The sequence below is a fragment of the Coprobacter tertius genome (genome assembly GCF_024330105.1).
GTDB classification, from domain to species: Bacteria; Bacteroidota; Bacteroidia; order Bacteroidales; family Coprobacteraceae; genus Coprobacter; species Coprobacter tertius.
This window is the reverse complement of record NZ_JANDHW010000014.1, coordinates 1-20,453: the sequence shown is the minus strand read 5'-3', so window position 1 is coordinate 20,453 and position 20,453 is coordinate 1. Positions and strand designations below refer to the sequence as shown.

The 20,453-nt window shown below is 36.2% G+C and carries 15 protein-coding genes and 1 pseudogene; 7 read left to right on the top strand and 9 right to left on the bottom strand.

Features of this window, described 5'->3' with window-relative positions:
• Positions 1-20 precede the first annotated feature (20 nt).
• The 7 genes from NMU02_RS11810 to NMU02_RS11780 form a co-directional block, all read right to left on the bottom strand.
• Positions 21-1,124, bottom strand: coding sequence for an endonuclease/exonuclease/phosphatase family protein (locus tag NMU02_RS11810; protein WP_255028132.1), 1,104 nt, complete (start codon positions 1,122-1,124; stop codon positions 21-23).
• Between the two features lie 73 nt (positions 1,125-1,197).
• Positions 1,198-2,484: a T9SS type A sorting domain-containing protein gene (locus tag NMU02_RS11805; protein ID WP_255028131.1), complete on the bottom strand. Its 1,287-nt coding sequence runs from the start codon at positions 2,482-2,484 to the stop codon at positions 1,198-1,200.
• A 76-nt stretch (positions 2,485-2,560) separates the two neighbouring features.
• On the bottom strand, positions 2,561-4,378 hold the full coding sequence (locus tag NMU02_RS11800; RefSeq protein WP_255028191.1) for a RagB/SusD family nutrient uptake outer membrane protein: 1,818 nt from the start codon (positions 4,376-4,378) through the stop codon (positions 2,561-2,563).
• 22 nt (positions 4,379-4,400) lie between these two features.
• Positions 4,401-7,883, bottom strand: a complete 3,483-nt coding sequence (locus tag NMU02_RS11795; RefSeq protein ID WP_255028130.1) for a TonB-dependent receptor — start codon at positions 7,881-7,883, stop codon at positions 4,401-4,403.
• Between the two features lie 206 nt (positions 7,884-8,089).
• The gene (locus NMU02_RS11790; protein ID WP_255028129.1) at positions 8,090-10,507 is read right to left on the bottom strand and encodes a hypothetical protein; all 2,418 of its coding nucleotides are present in this window, start codon (positions 10,505-10,507) and stop codon (positions 8,090-8,092) included.
• Positions 10,508-10,618: 111 nt separating this feature from the next.
• Positions 10,619-11,632 carry a FecR family protein gene (locus tag NMU02_RS11785; protein ID WP_255028127.1) on the bottom strand — a complete coding sequence of 338 codons (1,014 nt, stop codon included), beginning with the start codon at positions 11,630-11,632 and terminating at the stop codon, positions 10,619-10,621.
• A 68-nt stretch (positions 11,633-11,700) separates the two neighbouring features.
• Complete coding sequence (locus NMU02_RS11780; protein ID WP_255028126.1) at positions 11,701-12,318, bottom strand: RNA polymerase sigma-70 factor; 618 nt, start codon at positions 12,316-12,318, stop codon at positions 11,701-11,703.
• Between the two features lie 381 nt (positions 12,319-12,699).
• Here NMU02_RS11780 and NMU02_RS11775 point away from each other — a divergent pair, with 381 nt between their 5' ends.
• From NMU02_RS11775 to NMU02_RS11755, 5 genes are all read left to right on the top strand, one after another.
• Positions 12,700-13,233, top strand: a complete 534-nt coding sequence (locus NMU02_RS11775; protein ID WP_255028125.1) for a methylated-DNA--[protein]-cysteine S-methyltransferase — start codon at positions 12,700-12,702, stop codon at positions 13,231-13,233.
• Positions 13,234-13,619: 386 nt separating this feature from the next.
• The gene (locus NMU02_RS11770) at positions 13,620-14,525 is read left to right on the top strand and encodes a helix-turn-helix domain-containing protein (protein WP_255028190.1); all 906 of its coding nucleotides are present in this window, start codon (positions 13,620-13,622) and stop codon (positions 14,523-14,525) included.
• A 4-nt stretch (positions 14,526-14,529) separates the two neighbouring features.
• The gene (locus tag NMU02_RS11765; protein WP_255028124.1) at positions 14,530-15,429 is read left to right on the top strand and encodes a helix-turn-helix domain-containing protein; all 900 of its coding nucleotides are present in this window, start codon (positions 14,530-14,532) and stop codon (positions 15,427-15,429) included.
• A 130-nt stretch (positions 15,430-15,559) separates the two neighbouring features.
• Entirely contained in the window at positions 15,560-16,270 is a 711-nt protein-coding gene (locus NMU02_RS11760; protein WP_255028123.1) for a type 1 glutamine amidotransferase domain-containing protein, read from the top strand.
• 48 nt (positions 16,271-16,318) lie between these two features.
• Positions 16,319-17,047 carry a nitroreductase family protein gene (locus NMU02_RS11755; RefSeq protein ID WP_255028122.1) on the top strand — a complete coding sequence of 243 codons (729 nt, stop codon included), beginning with the start codon at positions 16,319-16,321 and terminating at the stop codon, positions 17,045-17,047.
• A gap of 38 nt (positions 17,048-17,085) precedes the next feature.
• Here the strand turns inward: NMU02_RS11755 and NMU02_RS11750 are convergent, their stop codons facing one another.
• A complete protein-coding gene (locus tag NMU02_RS11750) occupies positions 17,086-17,562 on the bottom strand; it encodes a hypothetical protein (protein ID WP_255028121.1) in 477 nt (158 codons plus the stop codon).
• Between the two features lie 845 nt (positions 17,563-18,407).
• Here NMU02_RS11750 and NMU02_RS11745 point away from each other — a divergent pair.
• Positions 18,408-19,202, top strand: a complete 795-nt coding sequence (locus tag NMU02_RS11745) for a zinc ribbon domain-containing protein (RefSeq protein WP_255028120.1) — start codon at positions 18,408-18,410, stop codon at positions 19,200-19,202.
• Entirely contained in the window at positions 19,183-19,977 is a 795-nt protein-coding gene (locus NMU02_RS11740) for a Swt1 family HEPN domain-containing protein (RefSeq protein ID WP_255028118.1), read from the top strand. Before NMU02_RS11745 ends, NMU02_RS11740 begins: the two co-directional genes overlap by 20 nt.
• 60 nt (positions 19,978-20,037) lie before the next feature.
• On the opposite strand, the pseudogene NMU02_RS11735 reads toward NMU02_RS11740, so the two are convergent.
• Positions 20,038-20,453, bottom strand: a pseudogene (locus NMU02_RS11735) (hypothetical protein); the annotation flags it as partial.

Here is a 20,453-nt window from a genome sequence, read left to right as displayed (position 1 = left end):
ACAGTTTCGAAAACAAAAAATTAATTTTTTACTATTTTCCGTATTAAACTTTTATCTAAAGTCGAAGCTTTAACGATGTATACTCCCTTCGGCTGGTTCGACATGTTCACGATAGAGGCGTTTTCATCATTCATTTCTATCACTTTTTCACCGGATATTGTATAAACTTCTATACGTTTTACCTCATTATTTTCGCTTTTCGTGTAAAGGGTAGCATCCACAGGATTAAAGTAGATAATAATATTTTCTTCATTCGGTATGTTTGTGATACCGGAATAACCGGGTACATATATATCGACAAAAACCGGATAATGATCCGAAACATTTTTCAGATCTACCGTTGCTCCATTTATTTCAAGGGTACGTACAATGTGTGTTTGTACGATCTGTATCCCTGAATTTCCGTAATCGTGAAAAAGGATATAATCGATTAATCCCTGATCGTCGCCCTCATTACCATGCGAACCATTCCATACGGTATTGCCTTTCGTATCGCTGGCTATTACAAATTTTTCCATCAAAATGGGAAAAGCTATACCTCCATTACCCCAACGGTGAGAATCATTTAAATCCCCTGCCAAAAATACCGGCTTACGTATATAATCCACTTCATTATTAATGATATTGGCTTCTTGTATGCGTCTGGTATCATCTAAGTCACAATGAGTGCTGATAAAAACAAATTTTTCAAGATCGGTTCTTACTGCTATACGAGGTTCATTCCCGGGTAAATCGATCATTTTAATTTTACTTATCGGGAAAGATTTCTTTATCAGACTACCGCAACCTAAACGGCCACCGTCCCAGTTGGCTGCCGCTCCGAAAACAGGAGTATAATCTAAACCGGTTGCTTGGGCTATTTGGCCTAACAAGTATCGTTTCCCACGACTATTTGCCGCACTATCGAGTTCCTGCAAGGATACGATGTCTGCATTTAATGTTTTAATCACCGAGGCCAGTAACCGTGTATTGCTATCACTAATAGTACCGGGATCGGTTCCTCCTTTACAATAATGGGTATTATAGGTAAGAAGCCTGATTGCGTTATTATCTTTGGGATAGGTTTGCGCTGATAATTCCAGACACATACACAAAAGAGTACAAAAGAATATATATTTTTTCATATTACTCTCTGATTTTACCACAACCGGCAGAAAGAGAAATTCTTCCTGCCAGTTGCTGAAATTAATTTTTAATTTATTTTTTAATAATTTTTAGCACTATTTCATCAGTAGCTGTAATTACTTTTACAAAGTACAAACCCGAGGCAAGATCTGCCACATTCACCTTTTGTACCCCTTGCATACTCTTTACTCTTGCACCGGCAGTAGAATAAATATCAACACGTCGAACGTCGGGAGACGATACATAAATTACATCTTCAACAGGATTGGGACCTACCGTTACCGATTTTTCCTGAACCGTATTTATTCCAGAATTCTTCACGACTCTAACCCAAACTGTATTCAGGGCAAGTTGGGGGTAGGCGGCATTTTGCATCTCGCAACGATAAGAATTACCTACACATTCGTCTCCGAAACTAAACCAGCCGGTTAAATCTTCCGATGTAGGGGTAATAACATCTCCCCCCTCATTTTTCCAGGTAAATGTAGTCAGCTGCCCCAGAATATCATATTCAGAAGACAAATCGATATCTTCATCTACCTCGATTTCATATTCTCCACTTTCATTTTTTATTCCTACAGGATAACCTCCTGCCGTTTTCCATTGAGACTTATAACCGCTTTTTAATACTTCGCCTGTGGCAGGATGCATCGGTAATGTGGAGTAAGTGTAACAATTGTCTTCCAGATTTAGCAACCAATCCAGAAATTCCGTTTTACGGCAATCATTACAAATGAAAGAGGTTTCGTCCGATAAGATATTTTTATATCCTTCGAGTTGTCGGCATTTACCGGTAGAACCGCTTAGGTCGATTTGTTTTACATAAGGGTTACGTCTGATATGTAAATAACAATCATTCTCTTCGTTTGTCATGGCTATTTTTACGGTATCTAATTGTGTATTAGATATATGCACGACTGTTGCTTTACAATCTCTCAACACAAAATTACCTTTCAGGTTTTGTACGGCAGGTAAAGCCGGGTACCATTTATTATCTCCTTCGGTATTTGTCCAGGTTAAAGTGCTCGTTTTTCCGTTAAAGGGAGCATCCATTTTTACACAAAGTCCGAATACGGTTTCCGCATAAGAAGGCGTATAAGAACGCCAGATTTGCCCTTCGGCGTTTTTCCAGGTATTCATATCATCCCAAGAAAATCCCTCCCGATGAATATCGATACCCATTACCTCTGCATTACATTTTCCTTCGATAGCCGAAGGTTGTTTAAAGAAAGCGGCGTAATCGGCAACTTCTTCTGTGTTGAAATTAAAAATTTGATCCTGTGCAAATACAGTGATAGCACACCAGGCAAACACTACTAAAGTGAATACCCTTTTTCCAATTGAAGTAATACTTTTCATAAATCGAAGAATTAAGTGTTAAACAATAGTTTATAATTATTTTATAAGGGAGGCCGTCATCAGCCCCCCTTTTTTTTTAAAAGCTAAGGCCATCATCCCAATTCGGGTTTTGAGTAATTTTTCCGTTGCTCAATACTCTTTCCTGAGTCGGAATAGGGTACAGATAATCTCTGTCTTCTCTCCATTTACGGGGTTCGTCTTTAACATCGTGTACGATGATATTCCCTTCAAATCCGTTTGTCAAGCGGAATTCGTTACCCAGTTTATAAAATTTACGTATGTTTTTTACAGCCGCCCCCGAAGGTTTCTTTCCGGTATATATGCAAATATCCACTTTATCTTTATCCAATAAAGTCCCGTCGTTCATATCGAAGACATCGAACCGGTTATCTCCCGATCCCTGTTTTAATTCGGGGAAATACATTCCCAAATAAGGTTGTTCGAAGATTTTCCCTTCTTTCCACCTCATTACGTCATAATAGCGGAAGCCTTCGAGAATAAGTTCGATCGTACGTTCACGCCGTATTTCGAGAATTACCCCTTTATTGGGTCCGGTGACATTCGCATATCCTGTTTGTACATTACTGAGATAAGGATCGGGATTAGCATTGGCAGCTGCCATATCGATATTGGGCATTCCTATGCGGTCGCGTATTTTTTTAATCGAGATATTGAGATCTTCTTGAATCAGCGTACCTCTTTCGGCTTTTGCTTCGGCAAAATTGAGATACACTTCTGCTGCTCTAAATAAAATATAATCGTTTGATGAACCCATGTATCCGTCTCCATTTTTATCGGTCACCCATTTTATAATCTGATAACCTGTAGTGGAGGAGTTAAAATTAGGCGACTCTACGGTGGTGCTGTTAATGCGCATGTAACCGGGGCCTACAACGGTTTGGGTCAAACGCGGATCACGATTCTGCATTTCATCATAATACTCCATGGTTTCGTAATCGGCTTTATCGGTAAATCGGCTACCGTCGGTCATCAAATAGCTGTTAACTACTTTCTTATTCATTCCGGGGCGTCCGTAAGTAGATGCCATAGTATTATAATTGGCTTCGTGCACCACGGCTTTTCCTTTATCATAATCTCTTGCCAAGATCACTTCTTGCGCAATGGCATCCATCGAAGAAAATAAATCACGGTACGGTTTATCGCCCTTGTTATATATAGAGTACGGGCTGGAAGTGATAAATTCCCCAGACACATCGATACATTGGTCTAAAAGTTCTTCGTAGCCTGGAATACCGTGATATTTGCGGTAAGTACCTTCAAATAGGCAGATTCTCGATTTCAAAGCCATCGCCGTCCATTTAGTCACTCTATACAATTCTGTTTTATCGGGACAATACTTAATGGCATAATCGATGTCTTCGAGCATTTTATTAATAACATATATTCTGGAGTCTCGCGGTTTAGTCAGATCTGCGTCATTCGAAGGCAACGCTTTATCATACCAGGGTACATCTCCAAAACGTTTTACTTTTTCAAAATAGAAATAAGCTCTGAAAAATCGAGCGATTCCGTCATACTGTTCCCGAACGGCAGGATCGGGACAACGGTGTGAATGTTCTAAATAAAAATTGATATTACGCAGGTAGTCCCAACTCCAGCCGCCACCGGAAGTAGGAATGGTACGTGAGCCTATAACCGCTTCGGGGAGAGTAAATACGCACACGACATCTTCACTTTCACCATAGCCTTGAGAAGCTTCAGGGAACATTCCATAAAAATTATTCGTGGCGCTCATTAATTCCTGTTCATTGTTGTAATAAGTTTCGGGAGCTAAAGCATCGAGTGGAAACCGGTCGAGCATATCTGCGCATCCGATTGCAACCGATAACAGGAAAGAATAGCATATATAAAATAATATATTAATTTTTTTCATCATCTTATCTATTAAAAGTTATTTAAAATGTCAGATCTAAACCAAAGGAGAAAGTTTTGGCATAAGGGTATACGCGGGCATCTGCATCTGCAGAAAATTGTTCGGGGTCTACATAGTCGGTTTTGAGTTTCGTCCATGTAAGCAAGTTATCTCCGCTAAAATAAAATCTCACGCGATCTATACCCACTTTAGCGGTCCACAAATGCGGTAAAGTATAACCGATGGTCACGTTTTTAAGACGGCAATAAGCCAGATTTTGTAAATAACGATCGTTTACCTTAGCCAAAGATCGGTCGCCTTGAGCTGCATAACCGCGCATTCTCGGGAAGTAGGCATCGGGATTATCTTCTGTCCAAATTTTACCAGGTAAGTCTATCGGAGTAAATGAAGCGTAAGGACGGGCATATCCACCCCAGAAAAGCATAGCGTTACCGCCCGGATAACGGTTTTGGCGTCCTATTCCCTGGAAGAAAGCCGAACAGTCGATACCTGCCCACGAAAAACCTACATTCCCACTATAAGTATAACGGGGTCTCGAGTTACCGATAATACGCATATCTCCGCGGTCATCGGCGGTTTTCTTTCCGTCATCTATCCTTCCGCTGCCGTCGAGGTCTTCAAAAATCATGTCACCGGCTTTTAAGCCTTTGTTCTCTCCGATAGCGGTTTCAAGGATATTTTTACAAACGTAACTATGGTCTACTGCTTCCTGATAGGCCTTTGCCTGCTCATCGGTTTCGAAGAGGCCCGAAACGTGATAGCCCCATATTTCACCGATTTCCATACCCACATAGTAACTCGATTTACTGAATTCTTTCAGTGGATTGTCATATTTAGTGATAAACGAGCGGCTGTCAGCCAAACTCAAAGACAGATTATAGCTGAAGGGTTTGTCAAAAAGAGTGAAACTATCGTTCCATCCCAATGTCATTTCAAATCCCTTGGTACGCAAGTCGGCTGCATTTTCACGGGGTGATTTTGCTCCGTAAACTCCGGGCAATACTTTACCGGGTACAAGCATATCTTTGGTATCCCGAATAAAAAGATCGGCACTGTAGGTCAATCGGTTGTTAAACAATCCTACATCGATACCCAAATTTTTGTGTATAATTGTTTCCCAAGTAAGATTGCCGGCGGTAGGAGGAGGGGATACCTGTGCATAGGTAAGTTTTTCGCCATCGATAAGATAATTATCGAACTGAACCATATTGATGGTTTGTAAGTAGAGGTAACAATCTTTTACCGCCTGATTACCTAATGCACCGATTGAACCTCTTATTTTTAAATTAGATACGACATTTCGAGCCGGTTCGAAGAACTTTTCTTCACTGATTCGCCACCCAGCTGTTAAAGAGGGGAAAATCCCGGCTCGTTGGTCTCTTGGGAAACGGGAAGATGCGTCCCATCGAACAATAACATCGGCCAGGTACTTACCCTGCCAGTCGTAACCTAAACGACCGAAATAGCCTAATAAAGCCCATTCGTTTTGTCCGCCTTCTAACGTAACATCCTTTCCTATATCGCCCAAATTAAAATCGTTTAGATTGTTCGATTGAATATTTAGTTTAGTAGCGTAGTTTTTTTTATATGCGCTTTGCTCGTAGTTGAATCCGAGTACAGCATTCAGGTTATGACCTCCAAATGACCGACCGTAATTGAAATAAGCATCGATACTGTGATAATAGGTTCTTTCATTTAACTGTCTTAACTTATTTTTGAATAGTGAACCACCGGCATCTTCCAATATCCCCGGATGTTGAGAAAATTGCGATTTAGCGGTACGCTCCATATAGTCGACCGTATTTAATTTAAAGCTATAATTAGTTATAAAAGAGAGTCCTTTAAACAAGTTGAAAGTCGCACCAACCGAATAGATCATTTGCTTTTTGTCATCTACCGATTTTGAATTTCCGTCGGCAGTCATTATATGTACACCGTCGGTCGGTTGCTGCGAAATTACCGGATTACTGAATACATGAGTTCCGTCGGGATTATACGGCATCAGGAACGGTAGAGCATGAAATGTGTAATTGGGCAGGTTATTCCCATGTCCCAATCCCGGAGCCGAATACTTGGAGGAGAAGAAGCTGGTAGAGAAATTAAGAGTTAACCATGATTTTACCTCTGCATTTAAACGAGCCCTGAGATTCCCTGTTTTATACTTGTCTGCATTTTGGGCATATATACCGGTTTGTGTATTGAAGTTCCCACTAACCATATAATTAACCTTATCGGTACCACCAGATATACTAATGTTGTTATCCCAGGTAGGTCTGCTGGAATCGATCAGATAATTATACCAGTCGAAGTTGGCATAATACATATAGGTATCTTCCCCTGTACGATTTTGTATTACGGTCCAAGGGCGAGCTGGATTCTCTGTTTTGTCAAACCGTCTTGCTTCCAGTTCTTTATAGTCGTCTTCGGTATAGCGTGTATAAGGATTTCCGTTGTACGAAGTCATAAAGCCATCTGCTAATCGAGCAGCGTCATAACCTGTGGTAATAAAATCGGTATTTGTCGTTTCAGTAGAAAAACTGAATCGTCCATTATAATTTATTTGCATTTTCCCGCTTTTCCCTTTCTTGGTAGTAACTAATACTACGCCGAAAGGAGCTCTGGCACCGTATATAGCAGAAGATGCGTCTTTTAATACTGAAATGGATTCTACGTCACGCGGGTTCAAGTTATCTATATTTCCTTCGATACCGTCTATCAGAATCAAAGGTTTCGACTCTTCGTTAATGGAAGCGAACCCGCGAATGTTCATATTGGTGGCTTCTCCCGGCTTTCCAGAACCAAATGTAATATTTAAATTGGGAATCGTACCTTGTATTGCTTGCCCGAGTGTTGCTACCGGCCGATTTTCTATCGCTTTCGAGTCGATATAACCAATCGCTCCGGTCAAATTTACTTTCTTTTGTGTACCGTAACCGATAACCACTACTTCGTCGAGCGCATTGCTGTTTTCTTCCATTCTTACGTTAATGGTAGTTTTCTCTTTCACTTTTACAGAGAAAGGTTTGTAACCGATATAAGTAAAGGTAAGTGTACTTCCTTTAGGCACTTTAATGGAATAGTTACCATCCATATCGGTAATACTTTTCCCGATACCGTCTATTGCTATATTAACCCCGATCAATAATTCTCCTGCAGCATCGGTTACTCTTCCATTTATGAGAAGTTCTTTTTCTTCTTGAGTTTGCTCTTGTAATTTTGAAAGGACAATATGATTATCTTTTATTTCATAATTCAATGGTTGTCCTTCTAAAATGAGACCCAATACTTTTTTAAGAGATTCGTCTTTAACGTTAATAGTGATACGTTTAGTCATATCTACATCATTTACATTAAAGAAAAAAGAATTTCCGGTTTGTTTTTTTACAGCTTCGAGGGCATCTTTAACCGTCACGTTATTCAGGTTAAGCGTTACATTTTGTGCCTGAACCATAGTACACCAGCTAAATAGCAGCAATGTAAATAGTCTTAATTTTTTTTTCATCATAAGGTTTTAATAAGATTAATTCAAAAAATAAAAAGCGGGAATATCAAAACATAGTATACATAGATTTAAGTAATTCCGGTTTATATAAAAGACCGTTACGGGAAGAAATTGTGTAGTCTCTATATAAAAAAAATTGGATTAAATTTTTATTAATTAAGCGATTTTCATTGAAAAGAGGTGAAAAACTACCTAATATAGTTGATATTTTATTCGATTAATAAAGGTTTATTCCCAAGCCAATGCATACCGGGGAAGATATTTTTACGAATATGTTTTCCTGCTAAGTTTGTTTCAATTTTTACTTTACGGGATGTATTCAGGTGTATCCCTGTAATCATAGATTCATCGGGTACAATGTGAATTACTCCCTGATCTTTCCATGCCGAGCAATTCCAACATTGTATATTGCCTTTTTCGTCTATGACAACATAAGCCGAAGTAAGAGTACATTCTTCCATCGCTTTAAATATTTCCTGTACCGTATTATCCCCGGAACCTCCTCGTTTTCCGAAAGAACAAACCGAATATTCATCATCCGGACGCAGCCAAGGACTAATCATATCCAGATATTGCTCTCCGACAATAGAATCTACCGGATACCAATCCTGCCGTTTATCCCTCCGTTCAGAGCAGACTTGAGCTTTTATATAAGGATCTGGAACAAAGCCCCAACGTAAATTTCCGTTCAAATCCATAATTTGTGCACAGGCTCCCAAAGTATCCATGAAATCGGTTAAATAATATACTTTTCCCGTCAGTAAATATAGATAATAAGAGGCGTAAATTTTCCAGGCTGTCCATCCGTGAGGAGAATTCATAATTTGATTGGGAACGAAGTAAATATCGAGCGCTTCCCAAAAGCGAAGTGTTGCACCTCGCATGCGACAATCGGGAATTAGTAGTTGCTCGAGACACCGATGTTTATTCATCAGATAAATTGCAGCATCTGCATATTGTTTCCGTTTATGGGTATTTTTTTCTAATAAGCCCCGCAATGCCAATTGCAAAGCACTACAAGTTATCATTCCATCCTCGAAGGTCATATCTCCTTCGGTCTGTATATCGTCTAACCTCATTAACAAATCGTCGATCGCTTTGTATGCCGATTTTTTATGCCTGTCGTAACGTTCTTTCCATTTTGATTGTCCGATAAATTTTTTTTCGGCTCTAACCAGTTCGAGCATAGATTTTGCAGGATATATTACAGCTGTATAATGCGTCCCTTTAGAACGGTAAGCTCCATCATGTGACTGAATTTTTTCAGAACAGAGATAATCGCCTAATTGAGCTGCTTTTTCAAGATAACTCAGGTTTTCTGTTGTTTCCCATAAATCTACCAGCATACCGATAAGGGAGGAAAAATTCTGTATTCTGTCCGGAGCCGCTTCTATTTTTGGAATACCACTTAAAGTGTCTATAAGTAGAGGAAGGGTGCGACAAAACCGAGCTTCTAACATTTGATCTTTAACGGCATCGGGAAAATGACGGGCACCGAGAAATGCGGTATAATATCCGTAGAAAGTTTCACAGCTATTTGAAAATAGCGGAGGATTCTTTGCTACAAAGTCACGGGCATTTTTCATATACCATGACCATGAATTACGTACATAGATATTTGTTTCGGCTGTTTTATCGTTTAAAGCTGTCGCTGAGATTTGAAAAATTCCATTTTGGCCAAGTGGAACAAAATAGGCTGTATAAAGGTTTTCTGAAAGCGTATCGACCGGTAATTCTGTCAAAACATCATTCGGAGATTTTATAATAAGATTTTTAAGTGGATATCGACTGTGAATTAACAAACGGCATTTTTCTTTTTCGGTAATCGTATATTTGTCGCATTCGATCATGGGAGTTTGTATCCATTGAGATAATGTTTTTTTTACATCAGATAATTCCTCGATGCCTCCCAAATGTAGATTCCAATTTTTAGTTTCACCCGGTTTGAGCGGATACATATTTTGAGGATGTCTTTCCGGTAATGGTAAACAATGCAACAAATCTAAGCTTGCCGTTTTTACCTGATGCCCCCATTTCCATTTCAATAAACCTTCATAGACATAATTTATCGTATAGCAGGCTACAGGCTCTTCTACACCGATAGCCAGTATAATTTGTCTCGGAGACATAAAGTATCCCCATGTAAAATTTTTTTCACAACGTAGTAAAGTAGGGAAGAATTTGGTATCCCATTCGGGAAATGTTCTCATTTCTGAATCAATTCCAAGAATAAGGCGTGAATATTCGGGTTCATAGTTTTTTTCTCTCAAATTGGTAAGTTTACATTCTACCACCAAATGATCTGTCATTGGCAGGTATTGAAGCATATATCGAATGCCATCCACTTCTGCCGCAAAAGTATTGGGCTGGATGGCGACAGGCGATAAGTTTATTCCTTTCCAGGATGGCCCCGCCAATGTATCTTTTCTGAAAGGAATAACTTCCCAGACATCGTTTATGCGTTGTTCGTACTGTTGAAGGGTTCCGTTTCGAGAATCGATTAATGCCTTCCATCCTTGCTGTTCACTACCTAATATGAGATATTCTTTAGCATGAAGAGACCAAGAATGAAAGATTATTGCAAAAAAAAAGCAAAAGTTGACTAAATATTGGTGTTGAATATTCATGGATGTCGTGTTTATGTATATAAGTCAGATATTGCTGCATTACCATTATACCAACCAATAGTTATATGATATGTATACCTTATCGGAAATTGTCAATGATAAAAAGAAGTATTAATGAAAAATAAGAATTTCTTTTTTGTCTCTATTATATCGGTAATTAAATTTATTCGTAGCAGACATTATGTCCATTATCTGTATAATATTGTCGGCCTCTATTTTAAGATCTCCATAAAATATCAGATTCTTTAAACCCTCATTTTCAAAATGAATGGATACGTCAAAAGCTCTTTCTAAAACTTTGGCGATTGTACCTAATTTTTCTTCATTAAAGAAAACATCATCATGAATCCAAGAATTAGTGTATTCTGTATTGATATCTTTTAAAGTTAAAACCCCCGTTTTTTTATTGCAAATTATCAATTGATTGGGTTTCATTAAAATTGATTTTTCATATCTACTGTCAGAAAAATCGATAGATCCTTCCTGAAGAGCTACCCGAATTTCGTCATCATCTTGATAATTCTGAACATTAAATTTTGTACCTAATACTTTTACTTTTACATTACCTGATGTTACCATTAAAGGAAGTTGAGGATTTTTACTGATTTCAAAGTATCCTTCTCCTTGCAAGGACAAATCGCGATTACTCACTCCAAATTGGTTATTATAACATAAAGACGAGGACGCATTCAACCACACCACGCTACCGTCAGGCAAAGATATTTTTACTTTCGCTTTTCTGGGAGATTCCAGCTTGTAAGACATTACTTCTTCGTTCTGATGATTTCGCAACCCATATTGTAACCCGATACCGGCTCCAAAAATCAGTATTATGCATGCGGCATAATATAATATTTTTCGCAAAGCGATAGGCCTTTTAGTTACATTTATATCGCTCTTTTTAATACGATCAAGAAAGTTTTGATAGGCTTGTTCTTTATGAAAACGCTTTTTTGCGAAAGCGCCGTTTGAAAGTAACCAAGATTCTTGAAATTGACGAAAATACTTTTCATTTTCATTAGAAGCTTTTACCCATTTTCTCAAAACTTGTAACTCGTCAGACGAAATGGTTCTTTCTAAAAAAGAAAGAATTAAACTATCTATATTTGTTATTTTTTTCTCCATATCTATAAAATAAGACAAGCGTTTTCAATTTTGGGGCAGTCTAATATTACTATTTTGTTACAATATAATTAAATAAGTGTTAATAATACGAGAATAAACATGAGATAATCTCTTAGCTCTATCCTTAATTGCATCAGTGCGTTTTTCATATGATACTTCACTGTATTTATAGATATACTTAATGTATCAGCAATTTCCTCGTACTTCATATTATCAAAACGGCTCATTTTAAAAACCTGTCGGCATTCTGTCGGCAGATTATTAATTACTTCATTTATTTTATATTCTAATTCTTGTTCTAATAAGTTTTCCAGCGGATGCTTGTTTTCGATAAAAAAAAGTTCTTCTATAGCCGCTTTATCCTCGTACTGATTAAGACTGACTTCCCGCTTTACATATTCTTGCTGAAGATAATTGATGCAACGGTTCTTTACACTTCGTATTAAATATGAACGTAAAGAATATCTAATATCCACATTCTCTCTTATTTCCCATAAATTATAAATGATTTCACCAACGATAGTTTCTGATATAAAACTATCCCTTAAATAGCTGTCGGCTATCAGGCACAGATAATCATAGTATTTATCGAAAATAAAACGGAAAACATCCTCATTTCCTTTTTTAAAATGCTCTATGACGTTACTATCGGTGATTTTAACGTCATTTCTTAGTGTAATAGTCATAGTATATTCCCCGCTAGGCTTATTAATTAGCCAAATTAAGTAAAAGATATAAAATGTTCATTTTCAAAGATAATGAAAACACTCATACATTTTACAAATATATTTTAGATTAAATATTATCATACTCTTTTTCTCTAAGAATTATAGATGGGAATGGGATTTATAGAGGGACAGAAACTGATTTTCATATTAGATATTTTTAGATAGGTATATATTTTATTTTAAGACAGAGAAATGTAATAAGCGGGTAGGGAAGTAGGTTTGTTTTTGTAAAAAATAATATATCATCCGTGAAATTTAAATTTTTCCTGAAAATTATTTATCTTTGAATAATGCTTTATATTATCATTTTCCCGAAAGATAAAATAACTGAATATTAATATGCAGTTCACTTATAAATATTCATCACCGATAGGAGGAATAACGATTGCCAGTGACGGCGAAAGTCTGACCGGATTGTGGTTCGACGGACAAAAATACTTTGCTAATACTTTGGATTCTCGACATAAGGAAATAATTTTACCTATATTCGAGCAAACTTGTGAATGGCTCGATATTTATTTTAAAGGGCAATGCCCGGGTTTTACGCCGTCACTTCATTTAAGCGGTACTCCATTCAGGATGATGGTATGGGAAATATTACAGAAAATACCTTATGGGGAGACCATAACTTATAAGGAGATTTCTGAAGAAATAATACGGCAGAAGAATCTAAAATATATGTCTCCTCAGGCCGTAGGTGGAGCAGTAGGGCATAACCCTATCAGTATTATTGTTCCCTGTCATCGGGTAGTAGGTAGTAGTGGCAGCCTAACAGGATATGCAGGGGGGGTATCGAAAAAAGTAGAATTGATGAAATTAGAACATATGGATACCTCTGTTTTTTTCGTACCTATGCAAGGTAGTGCATTATAATAATGTTAATTAGGATATTAATCGAAAACGGATAAACTATGCCGTGATTTGGTCTAATCAAACATAATGTATATTATATAAACTTCTCTTGCCTACTTACCATTTGATATTAATAATTGTGCTGTCAACACCGAATAAAAAATTATTGATTGTTTGAGATAAAACAGTAAAAATCTCGGAAAAGAAATTTATAGTTTTAGCAATATATAAAATCTGTAAATTGGGTAATATAATCTGTAATCGAGGTAATATTTATACATTATAAATCTTTTATTTTTGTAATCGGTATACTTTATATGAATGAGAAATAACTTCATATTGAATTTATGTTATTTTAATTCATAGAAAATGGATGCGAAATAGAGAACGGATTTAATTTTATGATGATGGATAAAGTACTTAATTTAGACAGTGTAGATTTATACAACAAGCTCTATGGCTTAGAAACTCTTCATCCACTGGTAAGTGTAATAGACCTGAACAAAGCTACCCGATATATGTATTATACCCATTGGAATTATGGGGTTTATGCTTTGTATTTGAAACTCGAGAAAGTTTGCGAAATCAAATATGGCCGTCAAATTTACGATTATCAGGATGGGACCGTTGTGTGTTTCTCACCCGGACAATCGATAGAAACAACTCTGACAACAGATCGAATGCAAATGAATGTTCTCGGTATCCTTTTTCATCCTGACTTATTGCGAGGAACCCAACTCGGAAAAACAATAAAAAAGTATACGTTTTTTTCTTATGAAGTCAACGAAGCATTACATCTGTCAGAAGAGGAGAGAAGTGTTGTAATAGATGTGCTGAAAATTATTCGTATGGAGTTGGAACATGCCATCGATAAGCACAGTAAAACATTGATTGTAAATAATATAGAGCTGCTACTCAATTATTGTATGCGTTTTTACGAAAGGCAATTCGCAACTCGCAGTAAGGCAAACCGGGATGTATTGACCCGATTTGAGAACTTGTTGGAGGAGTATTTCGAAGGAACGCTTGCTGAAAATAACGGATTGCCCACAGTGAAATATTTTGCCGATAAACTTTGCCTTTCGTCTAACTATTTTGGTGATATGTTTAAAAAAGAAACCGGGAAAACTCCGCAAGAATATATTCAGGCTAAGGTAATCGATCTTGCCAAGGAACGTATTTCGGATACGGAAAACAGCGTTAGTCAGATCGCTTACTCTTTAGGGTTTCAGTATCCACAACATTTTTGTCGTCTATTTAAAAAACGAGTAGGATGTACACCCGGAGATTATCGTATGCAATACAATTTATAAGACGATGAAAGAAACGACTTTAGATATAAAGAACGTATGTGAATGCAATAGATGTTTAGGATGCGATACTTTGCATCCTGAAGTAAGCATCATCAATCTTGAGAGTTCGAATTTGGAACAGGAATCGGTAAAATTTGAATTTTATGCTATTTTATTGATCGAATCTTATCCCGGCGATTTCTGTTGTTGCGGTCGTAAATATTATGACTATTCTAATGCAACTATGGTCTTTCTGACACCTGGAGAAATTTTCTGTATGAGCGAAGAAAATACACTTCCCGACAAAGGATATCTATTGGCATTTCATCCTGATTTATTATTTCGTACATCATTGAAGAATCACATCAAGAACTATACTTTTTTTTCTTATTCAAAGGAGGAGGCATTGCACCTTTCGCAGCGTGAAACGGCTACGGTGACTTGCTGTTTTGAAAGTATAGAGGATGAGCTGCATCATCCTATAGACATGCACAGTAGCACAATTTTATCTCGGCACATCGAATTGTTACTCGATTATTGTACACGATATTACGAACGGCAATTTATCACTCGAGAAAACAAGAATAAAGCAATCTTAGAAAGATTGGAAAATTTATTTGATGAATGTATCGATTTTGAGGGATTTCATACGGTTAAGCCATCTTTACTCGAATTTTATGCCCGAAAATTAAATCTTTCTGTTGCTTACTTCGATGATCTTTTGAAATTTGAAACCGGAAAGACATTTGAAGAATATTTTCAGTTTAAACGATTGGATATTGCTAAGCGAATGTTATTGCAATCTGATAATACTCCTGCTATGGTAGCGCATCGACTGGGCTATCCCAGTGTACAGTATTTCAGTCTTATTTTTAAGAAAATAATAGGTATATCACCAAACGAATACAAATATTTTCGAAATTGATATCTATTATTAGTCTTACATTATTTAAGTTTTACACCATTTTTGTTATTTCATATGATAAAATATAATTTACTTGAGAACAATAGCTATAGGGAGATGTTCTTATTTTGAATTAATAAAGGTAAGTAATATGCTTTATCCAAATATATTAATTGTGGTTACCGGAACGGGGATTTTTGCAAATGGAAAACTTTCTACCGGATTATGGCTTAGCGAAATAACACATATTTATCATAGTGCCGAAGAACAGAAATATAAAATAACGATAGCTAATCCGAAAGGAGGAAGTACTCCTGTCGATCCCGAAAGTTTAAAACCATTTGTTTTAGACAAGCTTTCGGAGGAATATTGGAAAAATTCAGAATTTAAAAACTTACTGAAGCAAGCAAAGAGTTTGAATGATATTTCGGATCAACAATTCGACTGTATTTATTTAGCTGGCGGACATGGCGCAATGTACGATTTTCCGGATAATATTATTTTACAGGAAATGATTAAAAAACAATATGAAAGTAATAGAATAGTATCTGCTATTTGTCATGGAGTGTGTGGATTGTTGAATGTTAAACTGTCGGATGGTGAATATTTAATTAGAAATAAAAAAATAACCGGATTCAGTTGGTTTGAGGAGAGTATTGCTCGACGGAAAAAAGAAGTGCCCTTCGATCTTGAGGCTTTGTTGAAGGGGAGAGGAGCAGATTATGAAAAGGCACTCGTACCGATGACTTCGAAAGTAGTCGTCGATGATAAATTGATTACCGGTCAAAACCCGTTCAGTTCAAAAGAAATGTCTAAGGCCGTTATACAACATCTGAACGATAATATAATAACAAATAAATAAAGAATTTAATTAGGGCAAGAAGAATTATTTATTTAATAAGTAGCAATTATGAATATAGATGAAATTCTCAATTTTCGCCGTTCGGTACGGCTATATGATAAAGAGAAGCCAATAGATCAGGAAAAGGTAAAACATTGTTTAGAGTTAGCGACATTGGCTCCTAATAGTTCTGATATGCAGTTATGGGAATTTTACCATATTACACAGCCCGAATTGTTGAAAAAAATTTCAAGAGCCTGTCTCGATCAAAAAGCAGCTTCTACGGCTTCTCAAATAGTCGTTTTTGTTGTGCGACGGGATTGGTACAAAAAACATGCGCGATATGTACTCGATTTCGAAAAGAAAAACATTCTCCGATACAGCTCGAAAGATCGTCAGGCTAAACGCATCAAAGACAGAGAATTGTATTATGGGATATTGATGCCATTTGTTTATGCAAGATTCTTCGGAATTTTAGGATTGTTCAGGAAATTGTTGGCTAATGCGATCAGTATTTTCCGCCCGATGATGCTTGAAGTATCTGAAAATGATATGCGTGTGGTTGCCCATAAATCATGTGCACTCGCTGCTCAGACATTTATGATTGCCATGGCTAACGAAGGGTATGATACTTGTCCTTTAGAAGGTTTGGACAGCCGACGTTTGAAAAGAGCGCTTAAATTACCTCATGGTGCCGAAATAAATATGGCTATTCCTTGTGGCATACGTGATGGAAATAAAGGTATCTGGGGTGAAAGGTGCAGAGTACCGTTTGAAGAAGTTTATCGGCATATTTAATGTTATTTGTTACTTATAATTGATGAAAGAAAATTCTGTTACGCTTTTATTTTATGCAAAGCTATCAACCGGTATATATTCCTAACCGTTCTTATCGGCAGCATCACAAGTCCGAGACAGAGTGACAGCGCAAGTTTTATGATAAAATAAAGCACCCAGCCGAAAATCGGCATAAACAGGAAAACAGCCGGAGTAATTCTCGTCAATGTTTTCCAGCCGGGAACGATACTTGAAAAAATATAAATAGGCATCCCATACGATACGATAGCATATACGAGATGAAAGGAAAGCCCCTCGTTTGTGCACCGGGCAAACAATACGCCAAGTAAAATCCCCACGCCATACGTCAGCAACATTTCTGTAATGATCTGTACTCTTTCGGAATTGATACGTTTTGCGTTGCATTTTTTGCAGATAGGTTCGGAGTATGTGGAAGCGCAATCGGCACATAATCCTTTACCACAGTCGGGACATTGGGCTACCGCAGGCTGTATAGGATGTTCATAACAATTCATATATGTATTCAATTATAAATCAATTTACTTGCAAAGATAGGCATATTCAGCCATCCGATTACTGTCCGGCGGTAATTAATTTACAATCATGTTCGCACCAGTTGAGGGACTTCAACGTCACTTGCATACAGAAAAGACATATGCAGCCAAGAGGAGACTTGTAGCGCCAATAAACAGAAAAAAAAGAAAAGCGCTTAAACCTTGATTTTAAGCGCCTTAGATAATTTACTTGTGATCCGCCTGGGATTCTCCTTACAGAGTTACCACGCTGATATTTAAAACTTTATATTTTTAGCTTCAAGCATATCCCATGATTTAACCCACTAATTTGCTACGTGCTTTTGCGATAGTTTGCTCATGGAGAATACTGATACAAAGATAGTTATTTTTAATGACTATGAAAAATTTTGTAGTATTTATTCGTAGTATCACCAAAAACTGAAATATATTTATAAACAATTGTTTATCAGTATTTTATAGAATATATTTTATCTAATCCAGTAAATAAGTAAAAACTATGCATATTGCGTTAATTTGCTTTAATTAATAGATTTCTAATTTAAAAATAATTTATGATAATCTAAAAGATAAATTAATAACGGTAGAATAATTTATTTCTTTAATTTCATATTATACATAGTTCTTATTCATATTTATTTTTTTATTAATTCATGATGCTAATATTTTATTTAGACTTCAAAAACCGCTATAATTTATTCATTGAAATTTATAGTATTTTATAATGTGTATAACTATTGATTAAAAATCTATCTTTTATGAGAAAAATATCTTTTCATCTATATAAATTATTTATATTTGCATAATAAACTAATGTTGGAATCGTTATGGAATGCATCTATTGTAAACAAAATATACCAGATAATGCTAATTTCTGCCCATTCTGTGCCATGCAAATTAGGTGTAAAGAGTGTGGTGAAACTTTAATACAAAAAGCAAAAGTTTGTATCAATTGTGGAAAATATTTGAAAGAAAGTGATAGTTCAAGTATGAACACTATTGAATTTTCTGAAACAAAGAATTCCCGATCTTTTAAAGCTTCATTTACAGATACTGTAGGAGGCTGTATCGGAGAAGCTGTTGGGTTAATAATTAATAATAAATTGCCTAATAAAGTTGCTGTTTTTAAACAAAAAGAGCTTGCTTCCCCTGAAATTATTCCTCATATTAATAATGATGATGAAGAAATTATGGCTGTAGTTATTGACGATGAATTGGAACAGCTTAATCAAGTATTTAGAAAAAGTAATGGTAAGATCACATTACAGGAAACAAGACTGAAGGCTAAATCTAAAAGAGATGCTGGTATTAGACTTACATTAATGTTTATGTATTATCAGTATAAATTAGGTACTGAAGAAATATTAAGATCTGATTTAACGAATATCATGCGAGATGCGAGCTTAGAAGATTCTAACTGGCGCTATTGGTTAGTAAATAATAATTTAGTTGGTGTTAAAGATGATAAAGTAGAATTGAAAGCTCCCGGAAGAGATGCTGCTAAAGAATTTTTATTAGAAATAATGAATTCTGAAATTGAAGATAAATGGAAGTTAGGGACTTCATCACGTTCAACTAGAAAGACAAAGAAAAAAGAAGGTAATGACGAAAATACAATTTAATGATTTTTGCCAAGTTAGTAGAATTGCTTTTCAGAAGAAAAAGATAGATTCTGTAATTCTAATTATTTGGTATCATCAAAAAATATCAGAAAAAACTTCTATTTCGATAACTGAGATAAATAATTATTTAAAACAAGCTCATTTACCAGAATATAATAGGACTCGTTTATCTGGGCATCTTAAAATAGATAAGAGGATAACAAAAGGGGAAAATGGTAATTATAAGCTTAATCGGGCTATACTGGAAGAGTTAGATAAAACATTTAATTATTTATTTGAAGATGAAACTAAGATTAGTCTACAAGTTTCTTTAAATAACACACCTTTTTTAGATAATATAGATATAGATAATGCTCATAAAATGGCAGAATTATATTTAATTATTTTTTGTTTTGAAAATTCTGCAAGGAGATTTGTCGCAAAAATATTTTCAGAGAATTACGGAGATGACTGGTGGAATAAAATTAAGAATGCAGATTTCAAGAAAAAAGTTGAAGAACGTATATCTCGAGAGCAAAAACTCAAATGGATATGTCAGCGGGGTACTTCTCCATTATTTTATTTGGATTGGAGCGATCTGTTGAAAATTATAAGAAAATATGAGGATTTGTTTACATCTTTAGTTGCTGATCTAAAATTTATAGAATTGAGATTTGAAGAACTTGAAAGAGTTAGAAATATCATAGCTCATAATGGAGTCATTCCTGATAAAAATGATGTAGATCGACTAATCTTATATTTTCAAGATTGGTGCAAACAATTAAATAAGATTTAATACTATATCTGTTTGCATTAAAGTATTTTGTCTGATTAATAATGTTTTACTTTTAATATATTACAACTTTACACTTTTCTTCTTTTTCTTCCTCACTCTCCACTCCATATCCCTAATTAGAGAATCATCCGGCGCAGGGCTGTAATAAGTCTCGAAAAATCCGTCGAGCAGATTCGAGAAAGTTTGGACGATATTTTCCACAGGTGGCGGGGTATATCGGGTCTCGTACCGAGTCTGTTGAATAAGAGTACCGGGAGAAGTATAATTTACCGGGACTCTTCGGGTCGCATTTGTTTCTGCATTCCTTTTAATTAGTTTATCGAGATTGGCGAAACTGAATTTCCTATCGATCTGCGACCCCTTAAAGGTATAACCGTTCCTCTCGAAGGATACACCCTGTATTTCCTTGCTATTTCCTTTGAACTTGGGTTGCATTTTCACTCCCTGTTTGTAAACCGCCTTTATAAACTCTTCCC